Origin of the sequence: Rhodococcus sp. YH3-3, assembly GCF_001653035.1 — a bacterium.
GTDB lineage: Bacteria > Actinomycetota > Actinomycetes > Mycobacteriales > Mycobacteriaceae > Rhodococcus_F > Rhodococcus_F qingshengii.
This window is the reverse complement of the sequence record NZ_BCWH01000001.1, coordinates 2,271,424-2,291,038: the sequence shown is the minus strand read 5'-3', so window position 1 is coordinate 2,291,038 and position 19,615 is coordinate 2,271,424. Positions and strand designations below refer to the sequence as shown.

Below are 19,615 nucleotides of genomic sequence, written 5' to 3'. Positions count from 1 at the left end.
CAGCCCATAGGCGAGAACGACCATTCGGTATGACTGCCGACCCAGCCTGCTACCCCTCGCGGTCACTCGTCACCGAGCAGAATGGCGCTTGCTCGTTCCGCGACCATCACCGCGGTCGCATGCGGGCCGCGGGTCGGGATCGTCGGCAGGATTGACGTGTCAACAATACTGAGTCCTTGCGCGCCGATCACACGGCACCGACCGTCGACGACTGCGAACGGGTCCGCCTCGGCACCCATCACGCAACTACCGGACATATGCAGCGACGTTCCCAAGCGGGATTCGACCCACTCATCGGTGTACTCCACGACGGGGCGATCGATCAACCCCGTCTCGGCGATCGACTCGAGAAGATTCTCGGCGATCCGCATCCCTTCCCGAATGGCAGCTCGATCGTGCGCCGACGCGACATAGTTGTACCGAATACGCGGCGCCCCAGCGGGATCCCCCGATACCAGTTCGATGCTTCCCCGGCTGTGCGGCGCCATCAGGACCACTCCGACGCCGTGGTCCATGCGAGGCACACCGGGAACCAGGTCTGTGAAAGATGCGGTGTACGGACGGATTTCGATCTCAGCGAGGTTGAGGGCTGTCTCCAGCACCGGAGTCTGCGATCGAATCGTGCGGGGCTTCGAAAAATGGTACGGCAGCAGCACTTCCGGGTGGTCGACGAAGTTCTGTCCGACGCCCGGTCGATCGAGAACGACGGAAACTCCCTGCCCTACAAGTTGTTCCGCTGGACCAACACCGGAATTCAGGAGAATGTGCGGTGTCGCCACCGCGCCCGAACACACGACCACATGGTCGGCACGAATGCGTCGGACATTACCGTCGTCGAGAACGTCGACGCCGATCGCACGGGTACCCGAGAACGCGATGCGAATGACGTTCACTCCGGATTCCACCCGCAGATTCGGCCGGTGCAACGCCGGCATCAGATACCCGATCGCCGTACTGATCCGACGATGATCCGAGACGTTCAGTGGCACTCGGCCCACCCCGAACGAGTCCGGCGCATTCTTGTCGACGTCGTCGGGAAAGCCTGCTCCGAGCGCTGCCGCATGAAACTCGCCGCTCAGTGGATGTAGTTGGTCCCACGCTCGACGCTCGACCGGGATCGGTCCGGCGGTCCCGTGGAACTCGCCCTCGAAATCACGATCCGTTTCGGACTTCTTGAAGTACGGCAAGACGTCGTCGTATCGCCATGAACTCGGCCAATTCTCGAAATCAGCACGGGTCGCGCGGGTGAAGTACGCACCGTTGACGGCTCCGGATCCACCGAGTGTCCGCCCCCGCGCAATTGTGGACGCCCGACGCGGCGTCAGTTCGACCGGATAGGTCCACGTGTATTCGCTCGCAGGTCCGACCGGCAGTCGGTACGGATCACCCAGGACGTCCGGGAGTTCGAGCGCCGATCGATATCCGCTTCCCGATTCGAGGAGCATCACCGTGGCGGATGGATCTTCACTGAGCCTGGCTGCGACCACGCAACCACACGTGCCACCACCGACAACCAGGAAATCTGCGTAGTCGGCTTCTGTCACTTGGTGATTCGAGGTTTCAGCGCCGCCCAGTCGCGGGCGTCGAATGCGCCACGCCAGAGTCCGGCCCCATACGCGATGTCGTCGGCTCGTTTGAAGAAGACGTACCGAACCGGTCCCAGCCCGCCTGGCTCACGGTGGCGATACCAGTCCACCAAACCTTCGGTGACTGCTGCAGCGACGGCCAGCCGCCGAATTCGCCTGGAGGCGATCACCGCCAGGAGCGTCACGGGCCAGTAGTGACGACACATTGCCGAGGCGAGTTGCCAGAATCCGCCGACAACTCCCTGCGCGGTGAGGATCGCCGCGATCCGGGTGGGTTGACTCAGGCCGGTGAACATCTTTCGCAGCCGGTAAACGGTAAACAGCAAAGCGCCGAGTGCGCCGGCAAGACCGGAACGGGTCAGTGTTGCGGCGGCGATACACGCGAAGAGCGTCGAGAACGACATCGCCATCGGCGGAACCGAACCCTCGTGTCTTGCAGCCAACGGCGCCGCACCCGTGCCGTAGAACGCTCTCCTGGCGAACCACTTGTCGAACTGAACTCGATGATCGTGGGCGACATGCGCAACCGGTTCGTACCTCAGTCGCCAACCCGCAGCCTGCAGTCGCCAGCAGAAATCGACGTCCTCGGCTACTTCGAGACTCTCGTCGAAACCGTTGCATTCGAGTGCCACGTCGCGCCGGACGATCACGGCGGCGCTGGGGACATAGGCGACCGGACTGCCCGACTTCACCGCAGCTTCCTTGCGTCCGAGGTCGAGAGACGATCGCATGTTCTCGTACCGCGCCAGCGCCGTCCCGTACGGATCGAGGGCGACGATGCGGGGTGCAACAAGGGCAACCCCCGGATCGCTGAAGTGGCCCAACATCAACTCGAGCCAACCGGCACGCGGTATGACGTCGGAGTCCAGAAAAGCTACGAAACGTGTTTGGGCCGAACGCAATCCCGAGTTTCTCGCTGCCGAGGGACCGCGGGCACTCTCGTGCCGGACCACTGTGATGGTGCCGGTGCCCGGGCAGGCGCGACGGGGCTCCACCGGCACTTCCGAACCGTCGTCGACAACGATGACGGTCAGATCCTTGAGGACGGGCAATAGGCGTTCGACGCCGGCCTGGTTGTCCTTGACCGGAATCACGACCGTGACATCGGCAGCGGACGGCGTCGACATCGGACGAGGATTCGCGACACCTGAATCGAGAAGGTGTCGCGCAACCGCAGCGCTCTGCTGATCGACCACCTCGAGGAAGCCGTCGCCGATCATCGCCGCAGCCGTCGGCGCCAGCTTGAGCATCCGCGTCGGAGATCCGCCGATGAGTACCCGGCCACCCGAGTACGTGCGCACCTTGGGGTCCAACCGAATGCCGAAGCCGTCGGGGAGTCTTGCTGGTCGCATCAGATGATCGTAAGGGACGTAGCCCGTCGTGCTGCAACTCGTCGCAGCCTCGAAAGCCGTCGCAGGTGGACCGTCCGCCCCCACTCGGTCGTGGTCGTCACCGAAGCCTCCCATCTGGACCAGGCTCCCACCGGGCCAGTCCATCCGTCACGCGTCCTACCAACTCACCGAAGATGTATGCGCCGTCTTCGGCGGTAGCCCCGACTGGATTGCCGAGAACGCCGTTTTGCGACACAGCGACCATACCGCCCGAACGCATTCCTGGCATCAGGTCCGCGATAGGAGACAAATTTCCTGTCTCAGCAAGGCTCATGTGCACCAAATCGGGCGAAAGGTGCAGCAATAGGCTCGTTTCAGTGTGTCCGGCATGAGCGTCGGCACCCGCAACAGCGCACGGCACCCAAGCAGCATCACGCCCCTCATACCGCAGAAGTGCCACCGCTTTGGCCAATGCGGGACCATTTCCGCCGTGGCCGTTGACGAACAGCACCCGCTTCGTCCATCGGAACGCCGACCTTCCGTATTCGACGACGACGGTTTCCATAGCCTCGGCACCGATCGAAATCGTGCCGGCAAACCCTTCGTGTTCGCCGCTCGCCCCGTATTCGATGGCCGGGGCCACGACGACGTCGGGCAGAGCCTCTGCGACTGCTCTCGCGATCCGAGTGTCGGTATCGAGAGGCAGGTGCGGTCCGTGTTGTTCAAAAGAACCGACCGGGACCACGACGGTGAGCGCAGTGCCCTCGAGCGAAGGACTCGGGATGGCAGCAAGGTCACGCGGAGAACTCATCCCCCGATCGTATTGGTGCGGGCCCCTCCCACCGCAACACTGCATGCGGATACACCGGGGCATTGTTGCGCCCCGGCGTATTCGTCAGTTGTCGCGGTTCACGCCGCTGTCGGTGGGCTGTTCCCGCCGATCGGCTGTTGATACGGATCCACCGACATCGGCGGATAGAACACCGATTTACGATCCGGACCGATCTCCACCCGCCACTCCGTGTGATGCAGCGTCTGGTGATGATGACCGCACAACAGAATCAGATTGTCGAGATCCGTTGGGCCACCATCACCAGTGAACAATATGATGGGCATCGCACCACCCCGACGGAGTTCCGCACCCGGGAAACGCACACCCACCATCACGAACCGCCAACACCCGCCGCTGCGGCGCCGTCGCCGTTCTCACTTCCTTGCCGCAGTCGAGCGGAACACCATTCTCGTCCAACAAGATCCGCGTCACGGTGCAGTCGCACGCCAACATCCGCGCAGTGTCGATACTGATCGGGCCCACCCAATCGGTCCACGCAAATCCGAGTTCTTCGGTGGACGGCAGGAGGTCTTTCAACGCCTTGAGGTCGGTCATGTCTTTCGCGGACGCGGTAACGGTGATGTGCGGTTTCACTCCGCCTTCGATCGGACCCAACCCCGCCCGCTCGTACCGGCGCAACAGTTCGCAGAACCCGTCCGCACGTCGTAATGCCGGAGTGCGGGTGTCTTTGGCGCCGTCCTTCTCCGGTGTCGGCGCCAAAGGCTCGACAACAATGTGATCAGACGCGCCCCGTTCACAGCATCTAGGTCTCCCTTCACCGACACGCGCCCGTACAAGCCTTTCGAGGCGTAGAACTCGTTGCGCTCCGAATCCTCACCCACCGGAACGCCGTCCTCACGGTTTCCGTACTGCTTCTCGATCCGCCGGATCGCCGCCCGCACCGCATCGCAATCCACGATGTTCTTCGACGCCAACCCCAACAAGATCCCGCGGGCCTTGTCGACATCCGCCGGCGTCATGTTCTTCGGTGGATGCTGACAAAACGACGCCACCTGACGGGCTTTCAACGCATCAACGTCACCGCGGTGAAACGCATCGCCCACCACGGGTTCGAGCATCAGCAACCGCGCCAACCCGACGAGCAGGCTGCATTCGCCGATCTCCAGATTCGTCGACCCGTGCAACCACTGTGCGATCGCCCGAAAACCCTTCCCGACCACAGTCTCCCGGGAAAACATTTCGACGATCAGCAACACCATCCGCGACTGCAACTCGTGCCGGGCGCGCACCAGATCGAGAACCTCACTCTTGAGGCCCTCACCATCCAGCTGCCACGCATCCCGACTGTCCATGCTCAAAGTTTAATCGAACATACTTTCGAGAACCAGAGACAAAACGGACGACTTATATCGCCAACGCGGCCCGATGCCCCTCGATGACGGCCGCGTGCGAACGCCTCGGAGACAAGGCGTCACCGATGCGAAATTTCTCGAAACAGCTTCCCTGCAAGGTGTTCCACAACTCGTCGACAGGTTCCTGCTGTGTCGCGAAGACCACCCAGTCGACTGCAACTTCCTCGGTCACACCCGTCGGAAGGTGAACCAAGCTCACGAGCGGCGAGGCCCCAGCGCTCACCGAAGTCACCATCAGATCTGTCCGTTGACCGATCGACTTCTCGAACGCTCGGCGGTTCCACCCCTCGAAATCCAGGGTGATGCTCAGGTCCTGCGCGACCACCATGCCGTTGGTCGCGATCGTGACGGCACAGCCTCGATCAGCGAGGAACTCCGCCACCGACGTACCTTGATGGAATCCCAGTTCGTCGTAGACGAGCACCGTTCCACTCGGCAGAATCTTGCCGTCGAGAACGTCTCGAACACCCACCACACGCTCTGATCCACCCGCCCACGCCGGTCGCACAGGCCGCGCTCCGGTTGCAATCACGACCACCTCGGGCGCGCGCTCCTCCACGATCGCGAGATCAGCTCCAGCATCCAACTCGATCGTCACACCGCTTCGGCGACACTCAGATTCGAGATTCCGGACGAGGTCGACGAGCTCACGGCGAGCCGGTACCACCGAGGCGGTAAGAATCTGTCCCCCAAGTCTTCGTTCACGCTCGAACAGCGTCACCGCATGACCTCGCTGGGCCGCTGTAGCCGCAGCTTGCAGGCCGGCCGGGCCACCACCGACCACCACCACCGTGCGGCCCCGTCGCCGCGGCATCGGCAGCGGTACCGATTCCCGACCGGCGCGCGGATTTTCGGTGCACCCCAACCAACGTCCCAGACCCATCCGCCCGACGCATTCCTGGTTGCAGGACAGGCAGGTTCGCACCTGTACCGATTGACCAGCACGCGCCTTGTTCACAAAATCCGGATCGGCGATCTGCCCGCGAACTACTCCCACCAGATCGCATACACCGTCCTCGAGTGCGGCTTCGGCTTGCTCCGGCGTCTTGAAACGGCCGACTCCGACGACTGGAAGATCGACGACCTCCCTGATAGCAGACGGGACGAAGTTGGCGTAGCCGGTGGGTGCAGCCATCGATGCTTCCACCAGATGCAGTGTTTCCGTGGCCATTCCGACGGTGGTGTTGATGTAGTCGACGTGACCGTCAGCTTCGATGAGTTGAGCGGTGGCTACTGCGTCGGACAGTTCGATGCCACCCCGCGTTCCTTCGTATCCACTCAGGCGCACACCGAGCACACGATCCGGGCCGATGGCCTTACGCAGTACCCCGAGCACTTCGAGAAGGAAACGCGCACGATTCGCCACGCCCCCGCCGTAGCGATCGGTGCGCAGGTTGGTCGAGGGTGCGAGAAACGCGCGCACGATGGACGACTGCGACGCCTGCAATTCCACCCCGTCGAAGCCACCGGCAACGCAGTTGCGCGCAACAAGGGCGAACCCTGCGAGAATCTCGGCGATGTCCGCGTCGTCGACAGCCTTGGGCACCTCGCGGAACAACGGATCCGCAACGGCGCTCGGCGCCAACAGCGGCGATCGCGAATAGGTTCCAGCGCCCTGACCCCCATTGTGGTTGATCTGCGCGAGAATCGACGAACCATGCGCATGAACGGCGTCGGTGATCCGCCGGTATCCCTCGATCGCTTCCGGCCGATAGCCCGCAATCATCTTCTCGTACGGTCGATCCGAAGGATGCGTCGAGTGCTCCTCGGTGATGATCAGACCCGCACCGCCGCGTGCCCGCGCCTCGTAGTAGCTCGAGTGCTGCTCCGTCGGCAACCCGTTCTCCGCGTAATTGGTCAGGTGTGCGGAGAACACGACCCGATTGCGGAGTGTCAGGTTGCCCAGGCGCAGTGGCGCGAAGAGGCGCGGGTACGGCGTCATCAGACCTTGGAGTTTCCTTGATCGAGAGCGATATGACTTGCCGTGACGGTGCGGGAACCGTCCCCGGCGAGCCACAGGACGGTATCGGCGATCTCGTCAGGTTCGGCGAAAGCGATGTCCGAGAGGATCGGAGTGAAGTTGGGAAGGTACTGCGGAAACTTTGCGAATACCTCGAGAGCGCCCTGGTCGACCCCCATCGGCGTATTCACTCCGTAAGGATGGATCGAGTTGACCCTGATCTTGTACTCCCCCAGTTCCTTTGCCGCGGCCTGCGTCAGACCGACGAGACCGAACTTGGCGCTCGCGTAGTGCGCCTGTCCGGGCAGCGCCTTGAGTCCGGCCACCGAACTGACCACGATGATCGATCCACCGCGCCCACCCTCGATGATCGCCGGCACCGAGGCCTTGAGGGTTTTCCAGACTCCGGTCAGGTTGATGTCGATCAGGGTTTCCCACTGCTCGTCCGACATTTCCCAGAATCGATTCCAGTTGCAGACCCCGGCGTTGGCGACCACGATGTCGAGACGTCCGAACTGTTCGACGCCGTCCTTGACCACCGCGGTGAGCGCTGCGCCGTCACGGACATCGACCTCACGGGCGAGGATCTTCCCGCCCTCCGCTTCCACCAGACGTATCGTCTCGGCAAAGTCCTCGGAAGTTGCTGCGTCGTAGGAATTGTCCGACGCCACCGACGCGCATACGTCGACCGCGATGATCGCTGCTCCCTCGCGCGCCATCTTGACCGCGTGCGCACGTCCTTGACCGCGCGCTGCGCCGGTGATGAAAGCAACGCGACCTTCGAGCGAACGAACTGAACCCTGTGTCATGAGATAGCCCTCTCTGCAGAATTGAAACTCGTTCTAGTAGTAAACCCTGCAAAGCGCCCTTCGCGGATGGATTCGAGAACAGTTCTCGGGGCAACCGAGTCGCCCACCTGAATGTCGGCCTCTTCCTTCAGCGTTTCGTTCGGCAGACGAGGCGAGCAGTCGATCACCACTTCGCACTCGAGCTGTGACCGCTCGCCGGTATGGACGTGTTCGACGCAGACGGCCCCTCGTGCGATTTCGGTGACACGTGACGCGAGCACCCTGGTGATCCCGGCCTGCTGGATGCGCGTGTTGGCGCCGACCAGATCCCCACTCGCGCCGAGCCTCGAACCGACGATGCTGTCGGGAGTCACAATCGAGACGGAGATGCCATGGGCCGCGAGTGCTTCTGCGAACGCCACCGCGATCGGTCCACCGAGGGGATCGATCAGCGCGACCGGACCCGGCCCCACGGTGCTCAACTTCTCGAAGGCTTCCGACGCATCCAACCACCGAACCGAATCGTCGACCGGATACGTCGGCGGCCTCGCAGCACTACCGGTGGCAACGACAACAAACTCGCCCCGGCTGCGTGCGTCACCCAGGCCTTGGGCGTCGAGCGCCGCCCCGGTCCGCATCGTCACGCCGCTACGACGGCATTCGTCCTCCAACCACTGCGCGAGGAGTGCGAACCGGCTACGGCCGTCACCTCGCGCAAAAGTTCGGATCATGCCGCCGAACTGCGATGAACTCTCGACGAGTGTGACCGAGTGCCCCGCCACCGCCGAGATCCGTGCGGCTTCCATCCCAGCGGGGCCACCCCCCACGACCAGCACGGCTCCCGGTGTCGAAATCTGCTCTCGCTCATCGGGGTCCACCGTCTCGAAACCCGCGCTCGGATTCCCGACGCACGTCACGACAGGATTGCGAGGATCACGCACGAGGCACGTCTGATTGCAGAGCACACACGGCCGGGGACGATCGCCGCGCGCGGCTTTCACAACCAGGTCCGGGTCTGCGATCTGGGCCCGGGTCATCTCGACGAACTCACCTACTTCCAGCGCCGCGTGAGCGTCGGCGATGTCCACGACACTCCCCTGCACGACAACAGGAATCGACAGAGCGGCCTTGATCTCACGGCACAGATCGAGGTTGAAGTTCGGCGGGCAGTGAAAATCGGGGCGGTACCGGTCAGACGAATAGAGTCCGCCACGAACGACGACAAGGAGATCGAGGAACGGAGACACTTCACGCGCGATACCGATGGCAAGATCGGGCGTCAGACCCGCCCATGGAGCTTCCTCGTCACAGGACAACCGCAGGGAGACAACGTGATCCGACCCGACTTCCTCGCGCACTGCCGAGATGACCTCGCGAACAAGAGCAACGCGATCGCTACCGTATCGGTCTTGCCGAGTGTTGGTCAGACCCGAAAGGAATTGTCGCAGAATGCTTCGAGGACCGGCATCGAGTTCCACTCCGTCCATTCCCGAAGCGACGGCCAGCGCCGACGCCTCACGGAAGCCGACTATCAGCTGGTCGATTTCCGGCTGCCCCATTGCCATCGGCAACTCACGCGTCGCCGGGTCGGCCACTCTTGACGGTCCCCACAGCACCGACTGGGAGTATGCGCTCGATCCCTGCATGCCGGTATGACCGAGCCCGGCCAGAACCAGCGTTCCGTACGGAGCACATGCAGCCGCGATCGACTGCCACCCCGGGCCACATTGCGACGCCAACGGCGCCCGCTCGTACGGCCAGTCGTTCTCCGATACCGAGGCCACTTCGGTGACGACGATCCCGGTTCCGCCCTCGGCGCGGCGCTGGTAGTACGCACGGTGCCGATCGGAAAGCGAGCGTCCCACAGCAAGATTGGTCTCGTGCGGACCGAAAACAACCCTGGACCGGACGAGGCGTCCGGCCAGGGTCGTGTGTTCGTCGAGTGTCAACTCACAGCTCTATCGGAGCCGTAATCTCAGCTGGCACCCAATGTGCGTGTGAAGCCTTCCGGAATCACCAGGTCCGCCGGGCTCAGTTCGGTGATGGACGAGTGGCCGAGGCCCATCAGCCCCGAGTCGATGCCCATCCGCATGAGGTCGAGCACGTTCTCGACACCGGCCTGGCCGTTGGCCGAGAGGCCCCACAGGTAGGCGCGCCCGAGCATGACGGCCTTGGCTCCGAGTGCGAGCGCCTTGACGACGTCGCCGCCGCGTCGAATGCCGCCGTCGAGAACAACTTCCACCTGATCGCCCACGGCCTCGGCAATGCCCGGGAGCACACGGATCGGCGCCGGGGTGCCGTCGAGGTTGTTACCACCGTGGTTGGAGACCGAGATAGCGGAGACACCGGCGTCGACAGCTCGCTTGGCGTCGTCGATGCGCATGATGCCCTTGAGCATGAACGGTCCACCCCACTGCTCACGAAGCCAGGCGATGTCTTCCCACGTCGGAAGCGGAGTCTGCATCCACTCGCCGTATGCGCCGAAGAACGTCGGTGCAGGCTGGCCGGGAGCCGCGAGGTTGGGGGTGGTCAGGTCCGGGATCTTGCCGGTCTTGGCGAACTCGAGCAACCACTTCGGGCGCATGATTCCCTCGGGTGCGAACTGGAACATCGCCTTGAGGTCCATCTTTTCGGGGATGGACGGGCTGCCCCAGTCGCGACCGTACGAGAAGGACCAGTCGGTGGTGATGATCAGGCCCTTGGCACCGGCAGCGCGAGCGCGCTCCATACGCTGCAGGAGCACGTCGCGGCTGCCGACCCAATACATCTGGAAGAAGACCTGCGGGTTGGCCGCGGCAACTTCTTCGATGGACTTGCTGGCAAAAGAACTCAGTCCGATGGCTGTTCCCCGTGCTGCAGCCGCACGGGCTACCGCTACTTCACCGTCGGGGTGCACTGCCTGCACACCGGTCGGTGAAATCATGACGGGCAACGAAATGTCCTGGCCCATAATGGTGGTGGACATCTCGCGCTTGTCCGACAGCCCGGCAGCGTGGGGAGCGAAACCCAATTCGCTGAATGCCGCGACGTTGTCGTCGACCGTCAGCCCTTTCTCGGATCCCGCTACCAACGCCGCGTACACGGACTTGGGCAACCTCTTCTTCGCGCGGCGCTGTGCTTCTGCCACCGTCTCGAAGAAAGCATTCTTAGCCATTGAACTGACCTCTCTGGGGTGCAGCTTTCGCCGCACTGTCGGTATCGCGCAGTAGTTACTGCATTCCCGCAAGCGGGTTTTCGTCACAAATCTTGGCGGGCGGACGCATCATCAGTGTCAGTGGCACCGATGCACGTGGGGTCTTACGTTGACCGGAACGGGAGTGGTCGACACTGGACTTCGGGACCTCTCCCGCCGACGCCAGTGCCATTTCACCGTTGCCGATGACGCACTCGGGGTCAGGTCCGTCCATCGGCAGTCCGGTGAAGAACTTGGCCGCCATGCAGCCGCCGCGGCAGGAGTCGTAGTGGTTGCACTTGCTGCAGGCGCCACCGGTTTGGGGCGATCGCAGCTCCTCGAACAGGTCCGAGTGCTGCCAGACTTCCTGGAATCCACCGTCTTTCACGATGTTTCCGGCGAGGAACTGCTCGTGAATCGCGAAGGGGCATGCGTACACGTCACCGACCGGGTCGATCAGGCACACGACGCGGCCCGCGCCACAGAGATTGAGACCGGGCAGTGCATCGCCGAAGGCGGAGAGGTGGAAGAACGAGTCGCCCGTCAGGACGCCTTCGCCATTGGCGACCAGCCAGTTGTAGAGCTCACGCTGCTGCTCCGGACGCGGGTGCAGGTCGTCCCACACGTCGGCGCCGCGGCCCGAAGGACGCAGTCGAGTGATGCGCAGGGTCGCGTCGTACTTGTCCGCGAGAGCCTTGAACTCGTCGAGCTGACTGACGTTGTGCCGCGTGACGACCACCGAAATCTTGGCGTCCTTGAAGCCGGCTTCCTTCAGGTTCGCGAGAGCGCGCTCGGCCATCGCGAACGAACCAGGCCCGCGCACAGCGTCATTGACCTCAGCGGTGGCACCGTCGATGGAAATCTGCACGTCGACGTAGTCACTGGCTGCGAGGCGCGCCGCGACCTTCTTGTCGATCTTCACGCCGTTGGTGGAGAACTTCACACCAACCTGGTGGTCGGTCGCGTAGTCGACGAGCTCCCAGAAGTCGGAGCGTACCGTCGGCTCGCCGCCACCGATGTTGACGTAGAAAACCTGCATACGCTGCAGCTCGTCGATGATGGACTTGCACTGTTCGGTGCTCAGCTCGTTGGGGTCACGACGACCCGACGACGAAAGGCAGTGCACGCAGGACAGGTTGCAGGCGTAGGTGAGTTCCCACGTCAGGCAGATGGGGGCGTCGAGTCCGAGTTCGAACTGATCGACGAGGCGACCCACCTTGGCGGGCGGGGAGGGCTGTTCAAGAACTGAGGTCATGGCTGTGTCCTCGCGAAGAAATGAAGCGGGCGAACGTGCGGAAGGGCTGTTCCGCACGTGGGGGCGAGCGTCTGGCTCAGACAGGCACGATCATGTGCGAGTCGGCGAGAGTGCTCAGCGCGCGGGCATATTGGGGAGCCGCGTCATCTTCGATGCCTTGCGCACGTAGTGCGGACCGGACATCAGGATGGTCTGGCAACGCCTTGACCACCGCAACGATGGTCGTGTTCTTCAGGAACGACAGCTTGCGTGTTCCGAAGTGGTAGAGCAACGCCCCGAAAGGTTCGGGGCGAAGCGCTACCTGCGGGTGGAGTTTCCACCCCGCATCGAGATCCAAAGCAGACACGGTCAGTACACGCCGCACATGCCGTCGATGGAAACTTCCTCCACGAGGGACTCCTCGACGAGGTCGTTCTCGAGCGCCTTGTTGTCACGATCTGACATGGATTCCTCCTGCGGTCGCACTCCGTCTGGAAGTCTGTAGATCAGACTTCCAACCTGGGAGTTGGTGGTCACTAGTGGGACTTCACTGTGACTCGGTTCACCACTGTAATGGCATCGAGTGCAGAATGACACACATGGAGCGAAAAAAGTATGCGTAGCCGCAAGAAACCGTCCGCTCGGATAGGTCGTCGCCCCTCCACAACGAAGGAGGGAATCAGCACGATCGGGATCGAACTGTTTTCGACAGTCGGCTTCAACGAGGTGAGCGTCGACCAGATAGCCGACGCCGCCGGCATCGCGCGTCGGACCTTCTTTCGCTACTTCCCGTCCAAGAACGCCGTCCCCTGGGGAGACTTCGACGGACATCTCGACGAGATGCGCGAGCACCTGGATTCACTGCCCGCTGATATTCCGTTGGTCGACGCACTCGAATCCGCATTGTTGACGTTCAACACCTTCCCACCGGAAGAGACTGCGGTACATCGCAAACGGATGGAATTGATCCTCGAAGTTCCGACGCTTCAGGCATACTCTGTGGTGATGTACGAAGGTTGGCGGCAGGTGGTCGCCGACTACGTCGCACGCCGAATGAATCTCGAGCCGACCGATCACGGCCCACGCACGGTCGGCTATCTTCTGCTCGGGGTCGCGATGTCGGCGTACGAGCAGTGGCTCACCGACGATTCACTCGAGCTACCGGAACTCTTGAAAACAGGTACGCAGTCCCTGCGGACCGGTATCAGCACCTGAGAAAGCATCACCACCTGAGAAAGGCGATCATGTCCACCATCACGAACGAACCCGTCCTGGATTCCCTGGCGCCGTCGACGCCGGGCTTGTGGTCGTTCGGACATGTCACCGTCGAACGCGTCGAGTCCGGTCCGATCTCGCTCGATCGCCGAGGCGGTCGCCTCCACGTCAGGCACTCCCTCACTCCCGCCGATCTGAGTGAGCGACTCGTCGCCGGAGTCACCTCGTCGATCCAGGACGCGGAGTTCGGTCAGGACGAATTCGAGTTGACGATGGTCGGCCTGGTTCGCTCCACCGTGGACGGCGCTCTCGAATCCTGGACCACCTACTACCGGAACTCACTTGCCGAACTACTGGACGGCACTGCAGATTTCGCGCCGATTCACGACAAAGCCGAAGAGCTGGTCCGCGGTTCCGTGCTCGATCTGGGTTCCTGCTTCGGTTTCCTGCCCCTGCGGCTCGCGCGCGCCGGAATGGACGTGACCGCCACGGACATCCTGCCCGGAACGATGATCCTGCTCGACGCGGTTGCCCCCGAACTCGGCATCACGATCGACACGGTGATCTGCGACGCGGGTGAAGTACCGGCACCGGACAACAGCGCCGACACCGTCACCGCGATTCATCTCCTCGAACACGTCGACGACGCAGTCGGCGAGGCCGTGATCGCGCAAGCACTCCGGATCGCGCGTCAACGGGTCGTCCTTGCCGTCCCCTTCGAAGACGAAGCCACCGCGTGCCACGGCCACATCCGCACTTTCGATCTCGAGTCACTGCGTGCGGTCGGCCGGCAGAGCCGTGTGCCGTTCGAGGTATTCGAGCATCACGGCGGCTGGTTGGTGCTGGACGCATCGGCCGCCTGAAAAGAACTACCCTTCTTTCAGCGTATGGGCGACAAGCGCATTCGCGTGCCCATGACCCATACCGTGCTCCGACTTCAACCAGTTGACCAATTCCATGTGCTTCGTGAGGTCTGAGCTTCTGATCAGCTCTTGCCATTCACCGATCGGCCGACCGTACTTCTTCTCGATCGACGGAAAATACGACGCCGGGCCTTTCACGGGTTCAGTCATGACCGGAATCTACCTCCACCGCCCGACAATATTCGCGCACCGGCGGCGCCCGCATGTCCGCACCTGCGGAATCGCTGGGTAGATACGCGACCATCGCATTATGGTCGAAGAACACCCACCCGAGAGCACAGGAGTTCAGCGATGCGACTGTCCACACGAAATCAACTCACCGGCACCATAACCGAGGTCAACCTCGGCACCGTCATGGCGACGGTCAAGGTGAAGTTGGACGGCGGGAATCAGATTGTGACCTCGTCGATCACCCGCGATGCCGCACTGGATCTCGATCTTGAACCAGGCCAAGCCGCAACGGTATTCGTGAAGTCCACCGAGGTGACGATCGGCGTCGAGTAACTGGCGAGCGATGTGATCAGGGCCGGGTGAGATGCGTGGTCATCGTGTAGTCCTTGCTCGGCCCCGTCACGGTCCAGACGACAGTCCAGGTCGATCGATCTCCGGCAGTGACGTCGATTCGCCCGCGGTAGGTATCCGCACCGCACAGGTGCTCGACTTCCTCCCCCGGCGCCCAGTCGTGGAACTCTCTGCCGTCTTCGAATGTCACGGCCCACTCGAGGCCGCGCTCGGCAACGAACAGAGTTCGGAACACGGGTAATTCCAGGTCGCCGTCACGCAGCGTGCCGCTCTCGTACCAGCGCATCAGACCGTCACCGGCGTCGGAGATAGTGGTCTCGCCGAATACATGCTTGGTGGAACCAGAAAGGCGGTCGACGATGTCCCGCTCGAAGTGCCACTTTCCTACCAGCGCCCTCGGCTCGATTTTCGCGTCGTCGACCATGTGGCGATTCTAGTGACCCTGCATTGCCCGACGACACCGGAGACCGACTCGAACACACTGCGAGAGTATGTTCCGAGTACACCCGGAACACGCAGGAGATTTTCACAACCATGAACGATTCGGCCGCCCTTCACAAACGCGCAGTGTTCGCCGAGGATCTCGAGATCGGCCAAGTGATCCCATTGGGTTCGTATTCGGTGACCGAAGAGGAAATCGTCGAGTTCGCAACTCAGTGGGATCCCCAGTGGTTTCACATCGACAAGGAAGCCGCCGAGTCCGGCGTCTTCGGCGGGTTGATCGCCAGCGGGCTGCACACCCTGTCGATCTGCCAGAAGTTGGTGGTCGCCAGTCTCTACGACCAGTGGAACGTGATCGCCGGGAAAACCATGCGCGACGTGAGCTTCCTCCGTCCGCTTCGCCCCGGTGACACCCTGAGCGGAAAGGTCACCGTCGACAACGTCGTGTTCGACAATCGCGCGCGAGGATTGGTGACCATCACAGCGAAATTGGTCGATGCACACGGCAATCGCGTTCTCGACGTGGTCACTGACGCCTACCTGCACTGCCGCTCGACTCTCGGACAGTGAATTATCGGTAAATTTCGCACCACACTGTCCGAATTGCCGTACTTTCAGTGACGTTGCGACGCAACAATACCCATCCCTGCAATCAGGAGTTCCTCACACATGAGCAGCCTCGGCGAGATCAATCCTCTCGGCATTCTTCAGATCCTCATCTACATGCTCTTCGGTGGGTCGTCCAGCACTCCCGAATAGACCCTAGCTTGCCATAGCCATAGTCAGCATCTAGGGTGCTGACTATGGCAATTACTAGTCAGGCATCAGTGGCGGCCGCGCCGTCGACCGACGCAGCGCGTCATCACACCGAATTCGACTCCAGTTGGCGGAGTTTCGACGGCATCCAGGGCGGACTCGCAATTGCACGGATGCTGCGAGTGGCGGCCGACGCGTCCGGAGCCGAACCGCTGGCAGTTACGGCGCACCTGGACCGCCCCGTTCCTCCTGGGCCGGCCGAGTTGACTGTCGGCGAGATGCGGGGCGGGCGGACCGTCAGTTGCCACGTCACGCTGACCGGTTCGGGATCCGCTCTCGTTCGGTTGGCCCGCGACATAGGAGCTACAACAATGTCCGCCCCTGTCGCCGAACCGGCTCCGGCCGACCCGTCAACCCTGCCGCCGCTGGAGATTCCGGTGGATTTTGTGCCGTTCGCCCAGCACCTCGACATCCGGCCGATCAATTCCGCGAGGCCGTTCGCCGGTGGCGACTCCCCTGAATTCGACGTTTGGATCCGCCTGCTCACAGACCTCGATTTCACGGCCCAAGAGCGTGCCGCGGTCCTTCTCGACGCGCTTCCGCCCGGACTGTTCGCGACACTGACGATGCCCGTGGCCATACCGACCATCGAGTTCACCGCGCATTTCACACCGGAGCACCTCACGGCAGATCCCCGAACGCTGTCACCGTGGTATCGCCTACGCCACGGGACTGCCTGGGCGACGGACACTCTCTGTGTTGACGAATCCGAACTATTCGACTCGACCGGACGACTTGCTGCTCGGGCTCGCCAGCTTCGTCGAATTCTTAGTTGAGTTCAGCTCTCCTACACCTGGAGGTCGCGAGCACGGAACGCAACAAGCGATGCTGTCGAAAGCGCTACTGCCACAACGATCATTGCCAGCAGTGGCAGAACTGTTACCGGCTCGGCAGGGGCACCCGGCACGTGGGTGAAGGGCGACAGATCCAGCACTACCTGCGGAAGCTTCAGCAACGTGCCGAGTTGCCCGAGCACGATGCATGCCGCCAAGATTCCCCAGGAGAGCGCCGACGCGTACGTCGGAAACAGTCCGAAAGCCAACGACACCAACCCCACGACTACGAGCACCGCAGGCAGATAGGCCAACGCGGCGCCAGTCATACGAAGTGTGTTGCCGCCGATGTCGTCCGTGACGAGCCCGAAGGCAAAACCGGTGAAGGCACCCATCAAGACGTGCGCGAGGATCACGCCGCCCACAACCACACCCAGGTGGGAAAGCATCCACTTCCACCGCGACAAAGACGTTGCCAGCAACGGTTCGAGCCGTCCCGATGTTTCCTCGCCCCGCATCCGGAGAAGACTCTGGACCGAATACGCCGCGATGACTATCGACGTGAGCCCCAGAGCAGTGGCCAAGTAGGAATCCACCAGATCCGATCCGCCGCCGCCAAGTTTCTCGAACATCTCCGCAGTCTGCTGCGACGATCCCACCATCGCGTCGATCTCGTTGCCCACAGCGCCGTAGGCGAACCCGAGAACGACAACGGCAAAGATCCACCAGAACATCGTCATTCGCTGCATGCGCCACGCCAGGCCCCAGGCCGACGGTAGCCACGATGCCGCGACTGGCGGGCCGGGACGGGGCTGTACGAGCCCCGCTCCCTGATCGCGATGGCCGATGAGAACAAAAGCCACCACCACGTGCACAGCCGCAAATCCGAGCAGCAACAAAAGGATCCACCAGGCGTCGTCGTCGAAAGGTCTGATCTGTTGTGCCCATCCGATCGGCGAGAGCCACGACAACCAGCCACTGACCACGCGAGTTCCGTCGTCGACGACCGTACTGTTCACGTCGCCGATCGCGCGCAGCATGAACGCAACGCCGATCGCGGCACCCGCCAGGCCGTTGGCCGTACGAGCACCGTCGGTGATCTGCGCCGTCACGGCTGCCACTCCGGCAAACGCGATTCCGGTCCCACCTATCGAGGCGCCCAACGCGAACGAACCGACGACAGGCAAACCGACGGCGATCGATCCCAGTGCAATTCCCAGTGCAAGAACGACGTTCGCACCGACCGTTACGATCAGTGCGGAGGTCAGGAGCGCTCGTCGACCTACCACCGCTGCACCGATCATCTCGGCTCGGCCGGTCTCCTCGTTCTGTCGCGTATGGCGAACCACCGCAAGGGTGCTCATCAATGCGGCCACCAACGCGAACACGAGCACCGACTGACTGGCGACTATCGCGCCCTGCGAATCACCGGACACGATCCCGTTGGTCGCCAGCGCGACCGGCGATACCGCGGAACTGACTGCGATGTTTCGTAATTCCTCGGGTGTCGAGTACAGCCCGGTCACACTGGCGACAACCAGCAGCATGAACAAGACGATGGAGATAACCCACACGGAGAGCTGAATTCGGTCCCGCCGCAAAGCCAGCCGAACCAGTCGGCGTGTGCCGGTGAATTGACTTGCCGAGGCCGGTACCGGTGAAGCGGCCTCGACAACAACGGTCACGGCCGTACTCCGGTCTCGGCTCGCAGGTGTACCGAAGTCTCCCTGGCCCGTTCGTCACCGTAATGCCGCAAGAAAAGTTCTTCGAGAGTCGGCGGAGTGGAAGTGAGCGCCACGATTCCGAATCCGACCAAGTACGTCATGAGTGGTCCGAGTTGCGCGCTGTCGACTTCGCAGGTGACGTGGTTACCGTCGATCACCGCGTCGTGGACACCGCCGAGTCCGTCGAGTCCACCGATCGGACGCTGCGTCTCCGCCGCGACGGACGTGCGCGTGAGATGCCTGAGTTCGGACAGTGTTCCCTCTTCCACCGTCCGCCCGTCGCGGATGATGCTCACACGATCGCACAGCGCTTCGACCTCGGCGAGGATATGGCTCGACAGCAGTACCGTCTTTCCGGCGTGAGCCACCTCCTCGACGCAGTCCTGGAATACCGCCTCCATCAACGGGTCGAGCCCCGATGTGGGTTCGTCGAGGACGTAAAGGTCGACGTCGGACGAGAACGCGGCCACGAGTGCAACCTTCTGCCGGTTACCTTTCGAGTACGTACGCGCCTTCTTGGTCGGGTCCAATTCGAAGCGATCGAGCAACTCGCTGCGGCGTTTTCGGTCCAAGCCACCGCGCAGGCCCGCCAACAGATCGATAGCCTCACCGCCGGTGAGGTTGGGCCACAGATTCACGTCGCCAGGCACATAGGCGAGACGTCGATGCAAAGTAACAGCGTCTCGCCACGGATCGCCGCCGAGAACGGTTGCGTCTCCGGAGTCCGAGCGGAGCAGGCCGAGGAGCACCCGAATAGTGGTGGACTTTCCGGAACCGTTCGGCCCCAGGAATCCGTGCACTTCACCCGTCGAGACGTCGAGGTCGAGGCCGTCCAGCGCGCGGGTGGTACCGAAGGTCTTGACGAGGCTTTTCACTGAAATTGCCGCACCCATGAATTTGACCGTACGCCGATTTCACAAATGTG

At 62.5% G+C, this 19,615-nt stretch carries 19 protein-coding genes and 1 pseudogene; 5 read left to right on the top strand and 15 right to left on the bottom strand.

What is annotated here, in order from left to right; all coding sequences use genetic code 11:
• Positions 1-62: 62 nt before the first annotated feature.
• The 11 genes and pseudogenes from mftG to mftA all read right to left on the bottom strand — a co-directional run bounded on the left by mftG (position 63) and on the right by mftA (position 12,741).
• Positions 63-1,544: a mycofactocin system GMC family oxidoreductase MftG gene (gene mftG, locus YH3_RS10840; RefSeq protein WP_007730154.1), complete on the bottom strand. Its 1,482-nt coding sequence runs from the start codon at positions 1,542-1,544 to the stop codon at positions 63-65.
• Positions 1,541-2,938: a mycofactocin biosynthesis glycosyltransferase MftF gene (gene mftF, locus YH3_RS10835; protein ID WP_007730153.1), complete on the bottom strand. Its 1,398-nt coding sequence runs from the start codon at positions 2,936-2,938 to the stop codon at positions 1,541-1,543. Before mftF ends, mftG begins: the two co-directional genes overlap by 4 nt.
• A 97-nt stretch (positions 2,939-3,035) precedes the next feature.
• Entirely contained in the window at positions 3,036-3,728 is a 693-nt protein-coding gene (gene mftE, locus YH3_RS10830; RefSeq protein WP_007730152.1) for a mycofactocin biosynthesis peptidyl-dipeptidase MftE, read from the bottom strand.
• Positions 3,729-3,826: 98 nt separating this feature from the next.
• A pseudogene (locus YH3_RS10825) lies at positions 3,827-5,062 on the bottom strand (DUF222 domain-containing protein).
• A 52-nt stretch (positions 5,063-5,114) separates the two neighbouring features.
• On the bottom strand, positions 5,115-7,064 hold the full coding sequence (locus YH3_RS10820; RefSeq protein WP_064443335.1) for a mycofactocin system FadH/OYE family oxidoreductase 2: 1,950 nt from the start codon (positions 7,062-7,064) through the stop codon (positions 5,115-5,117).
• Entirely contained in the window at positions 7,064-7,891 is an 828-nt protein-coding gene (locus YH3_RS10815) for a mycofactocin-coupled SDR family oxidoreductase (RefSeq protein WP_003941966.1), read from the bottom strand. The genes YH3_RS10820 and YH3_RS10815 overlap by 1 nt, the downstream gene beginning before the upstream one ends.
• Complete coding sequence (locus tag YH3_RS10810; RefSeq protein ID WP_064443334.1) at positions 7,888-9,819, bottom strand: mycofactocin system FadH/OYE family oxidoreductase 1; 1,932 nt, start codon at positions 9,817-9,819, stop codon at positions 7,888-7,890. The genes YH3_RS10815 and YH3_RS10810 overlap by 4 nt, the downstream gene beginning before the upstream one ends.
• 26 nt (positions 9,820-9,845) lie before the next feature.
• On the bottom strand, positions 9,846-11,024 hold the full coding sequence (gene mftD / locus YH3_RS10805; RefSeq protein ID WP_003942047.1) for a pre-mycofactocin synthase MftD: 1,179 nt from the start codon (positions 11,022-11,024) through the stop codon (positions 9,846-9,848).
• A 55-nt stretch (positions 11,025-11,079) separates the two neighbouring features.
• Positions 11,080-12,297, bottom strand: coding sequence for a mycofactocin radical SAM maturase (mftC, locus tag YH3_RS10800; RefSeq protein ID WP_003942089.1), 1,218 nt, complete (start codon positions 12,295-12,297; stop codon positions 11,080-11,082).
• Positions 12,298-12,373: 76 nt separating this feature from the next.
• Positions 12,374-12,661, bottom strand: a complete 288-nt coding sequence (gene mftB / locus YH3_RS10795; protein WP_007728309.1) for a mycofactocin biosynthesis chaperone MftB — start codon at positions 12,659-12,661, stop codon at positions 12,374-12,376.
• Entirely contained in the window at positions 12,646-12,741 is a 96-nt protein-coding gene (gene mftA / locus YH3_RS10790) for a mycofactocin precursor MftA (protein ID WP_063836238.1), read from the bottom strand. Before mftA ends, mftB begins: the two co-directional genes overlap by 16 nt.
• 150 nt (positions 12,742-12,891) lie before the next feature.
• Between mftA and mftR the strand changes: the two genes are divergently transcribed.
• A complete protein-coding gene (mftR, locus tag YH3_RS10785) occupies positions 12,892-13,491 on the top strand; it encodes a mycofactocin system transcriptional regulator (RefSeq protein ID WP_007728311.1) in 600 nt (199 codons plus the stop codon).
• A 29-nt stretch (positions 13,492-13,520) separates the two neighbouring features.
• A complete protein-coding gene (mftM, locus tag YH3_RS10780) occupies positions 13,521-14,354 on the top strand; it encodes a mycofactocin oligosaccharide methyltransferase MftM (RefSeq protein WP_042920988.1) in 834 nt (277 codons plus the stop codon).
• Positions 14,355-14,360: 6 nt separating this feature from the next.
• Here the strand turns inward: mftM and YH3_RS10775 are convergent, their stop codons facing one another.
• Positions 14,361-14,564: a DUF4287 domain-containing protein gene (locus tag YH3_RS10775; RefSeq protein ID WP_007728313.1), complete on the bottom strand. Its 204-nt coding sequence runs from the start codon at positions 14,562-14,564 to the stop codon at positions 14,361-14,363.
• Between the two features lie 141 nt (positions 14,565-14,705).
• Here YH3_RS10775 and YH3_RS10770 point away from each other — a divergent pair, with 141 nt between their 5' ends.
• Positions 14,706-14,918, top strand: a complete 213-nt coding sequence (locus YH3_RS10770) for a molybdopterin-binding protein (RefSeq protein ID WP_003942061.1) — start codon at positions 14,706-14,708, stop codon at positions 14,916-14,918.
• A gap of 16 nt (positions 14,919-14,934) precedes the next feature.
• On the opposite strand, the gene YH3_RS10765 is transcribed toward YH3_RS10770, so the two are convergent.
• Positions 14,935-15,360, bottom strand: a complete 426-nt coding sequence (locus YH3_RS10765) for a DUF6314 family protein (RefSeq protein ID WP_064443333.1) — start codon at positions 15,358-15,360, stop codon at positions 14,935-14,937.
• 110 nt (positions 15,361-15,470) lie between these two features.
• Here YH3_RS10765 and YH3_RS10760 point away from each other — a divergent pair, with 110 nt between their 5' ends.
• Both YH3_RS10760 and YH3_RS10755 read left to right on the top strand, forming a co-directional pair.
• Positions 15,471-15,947 (top strand): MaoC/PaaZ C-terminal domain-containing protein, encoded by a 477-nt coding sequence (locus tag YH3_RS10760; RefSeq protein ID WP_064443510.1) that lies wholly within the window; start codon positions 15,471-15,473, stop codon positions 15,945-15,947.
• Positions 15,948-16,180: 233 nt separating this feature from the next.
• Entirely contained in the window at positions 16,181-16,969 is a 789-nt protein-coding gene (locus YH3_RS10755) for a thioesterase family protein (RefSeq protein ID WP_042920993.1), read from the top strand.
• An 11-nt stretch (positions 16,970-16,980) separates the two neighbouring features.
• Here the strand turns inward: YH3_RS10755 and YH3_RS10750 are convergent, their stop codons facing one another.
• Together YH3_RS10750 and YH3_RS10745 are read right to left on the bottom strand one after the other, a co-directional pair.
• Positions 16,981-18,651 (bottom strand): ABC transporter permease, encoded by a 1,671-nt coding sequence (locus tag YH3_RS10750; RefSeq protein WP_064114061.1) that lies wholly within the window; start codon positions 18,649-18,651, stop codon positions 16,981-16,983.
• A complete protein-coding gene (locus YH3_RS10745; protein ID WP_003942009.1) occupies positions 18,648-19,583 on the bottom strand; it encodes an ABC transporter ATP-binding protein in 936 nt (311 codons plus the stop codon). The genes YH3_RS10750 and YH3_RS10745 overlap by 4 nt, the downstream gene beginning before the upstream one ends.
• Between the last annotated feature and the right edge of the window lie 32 nt (positions 19,584-19,615).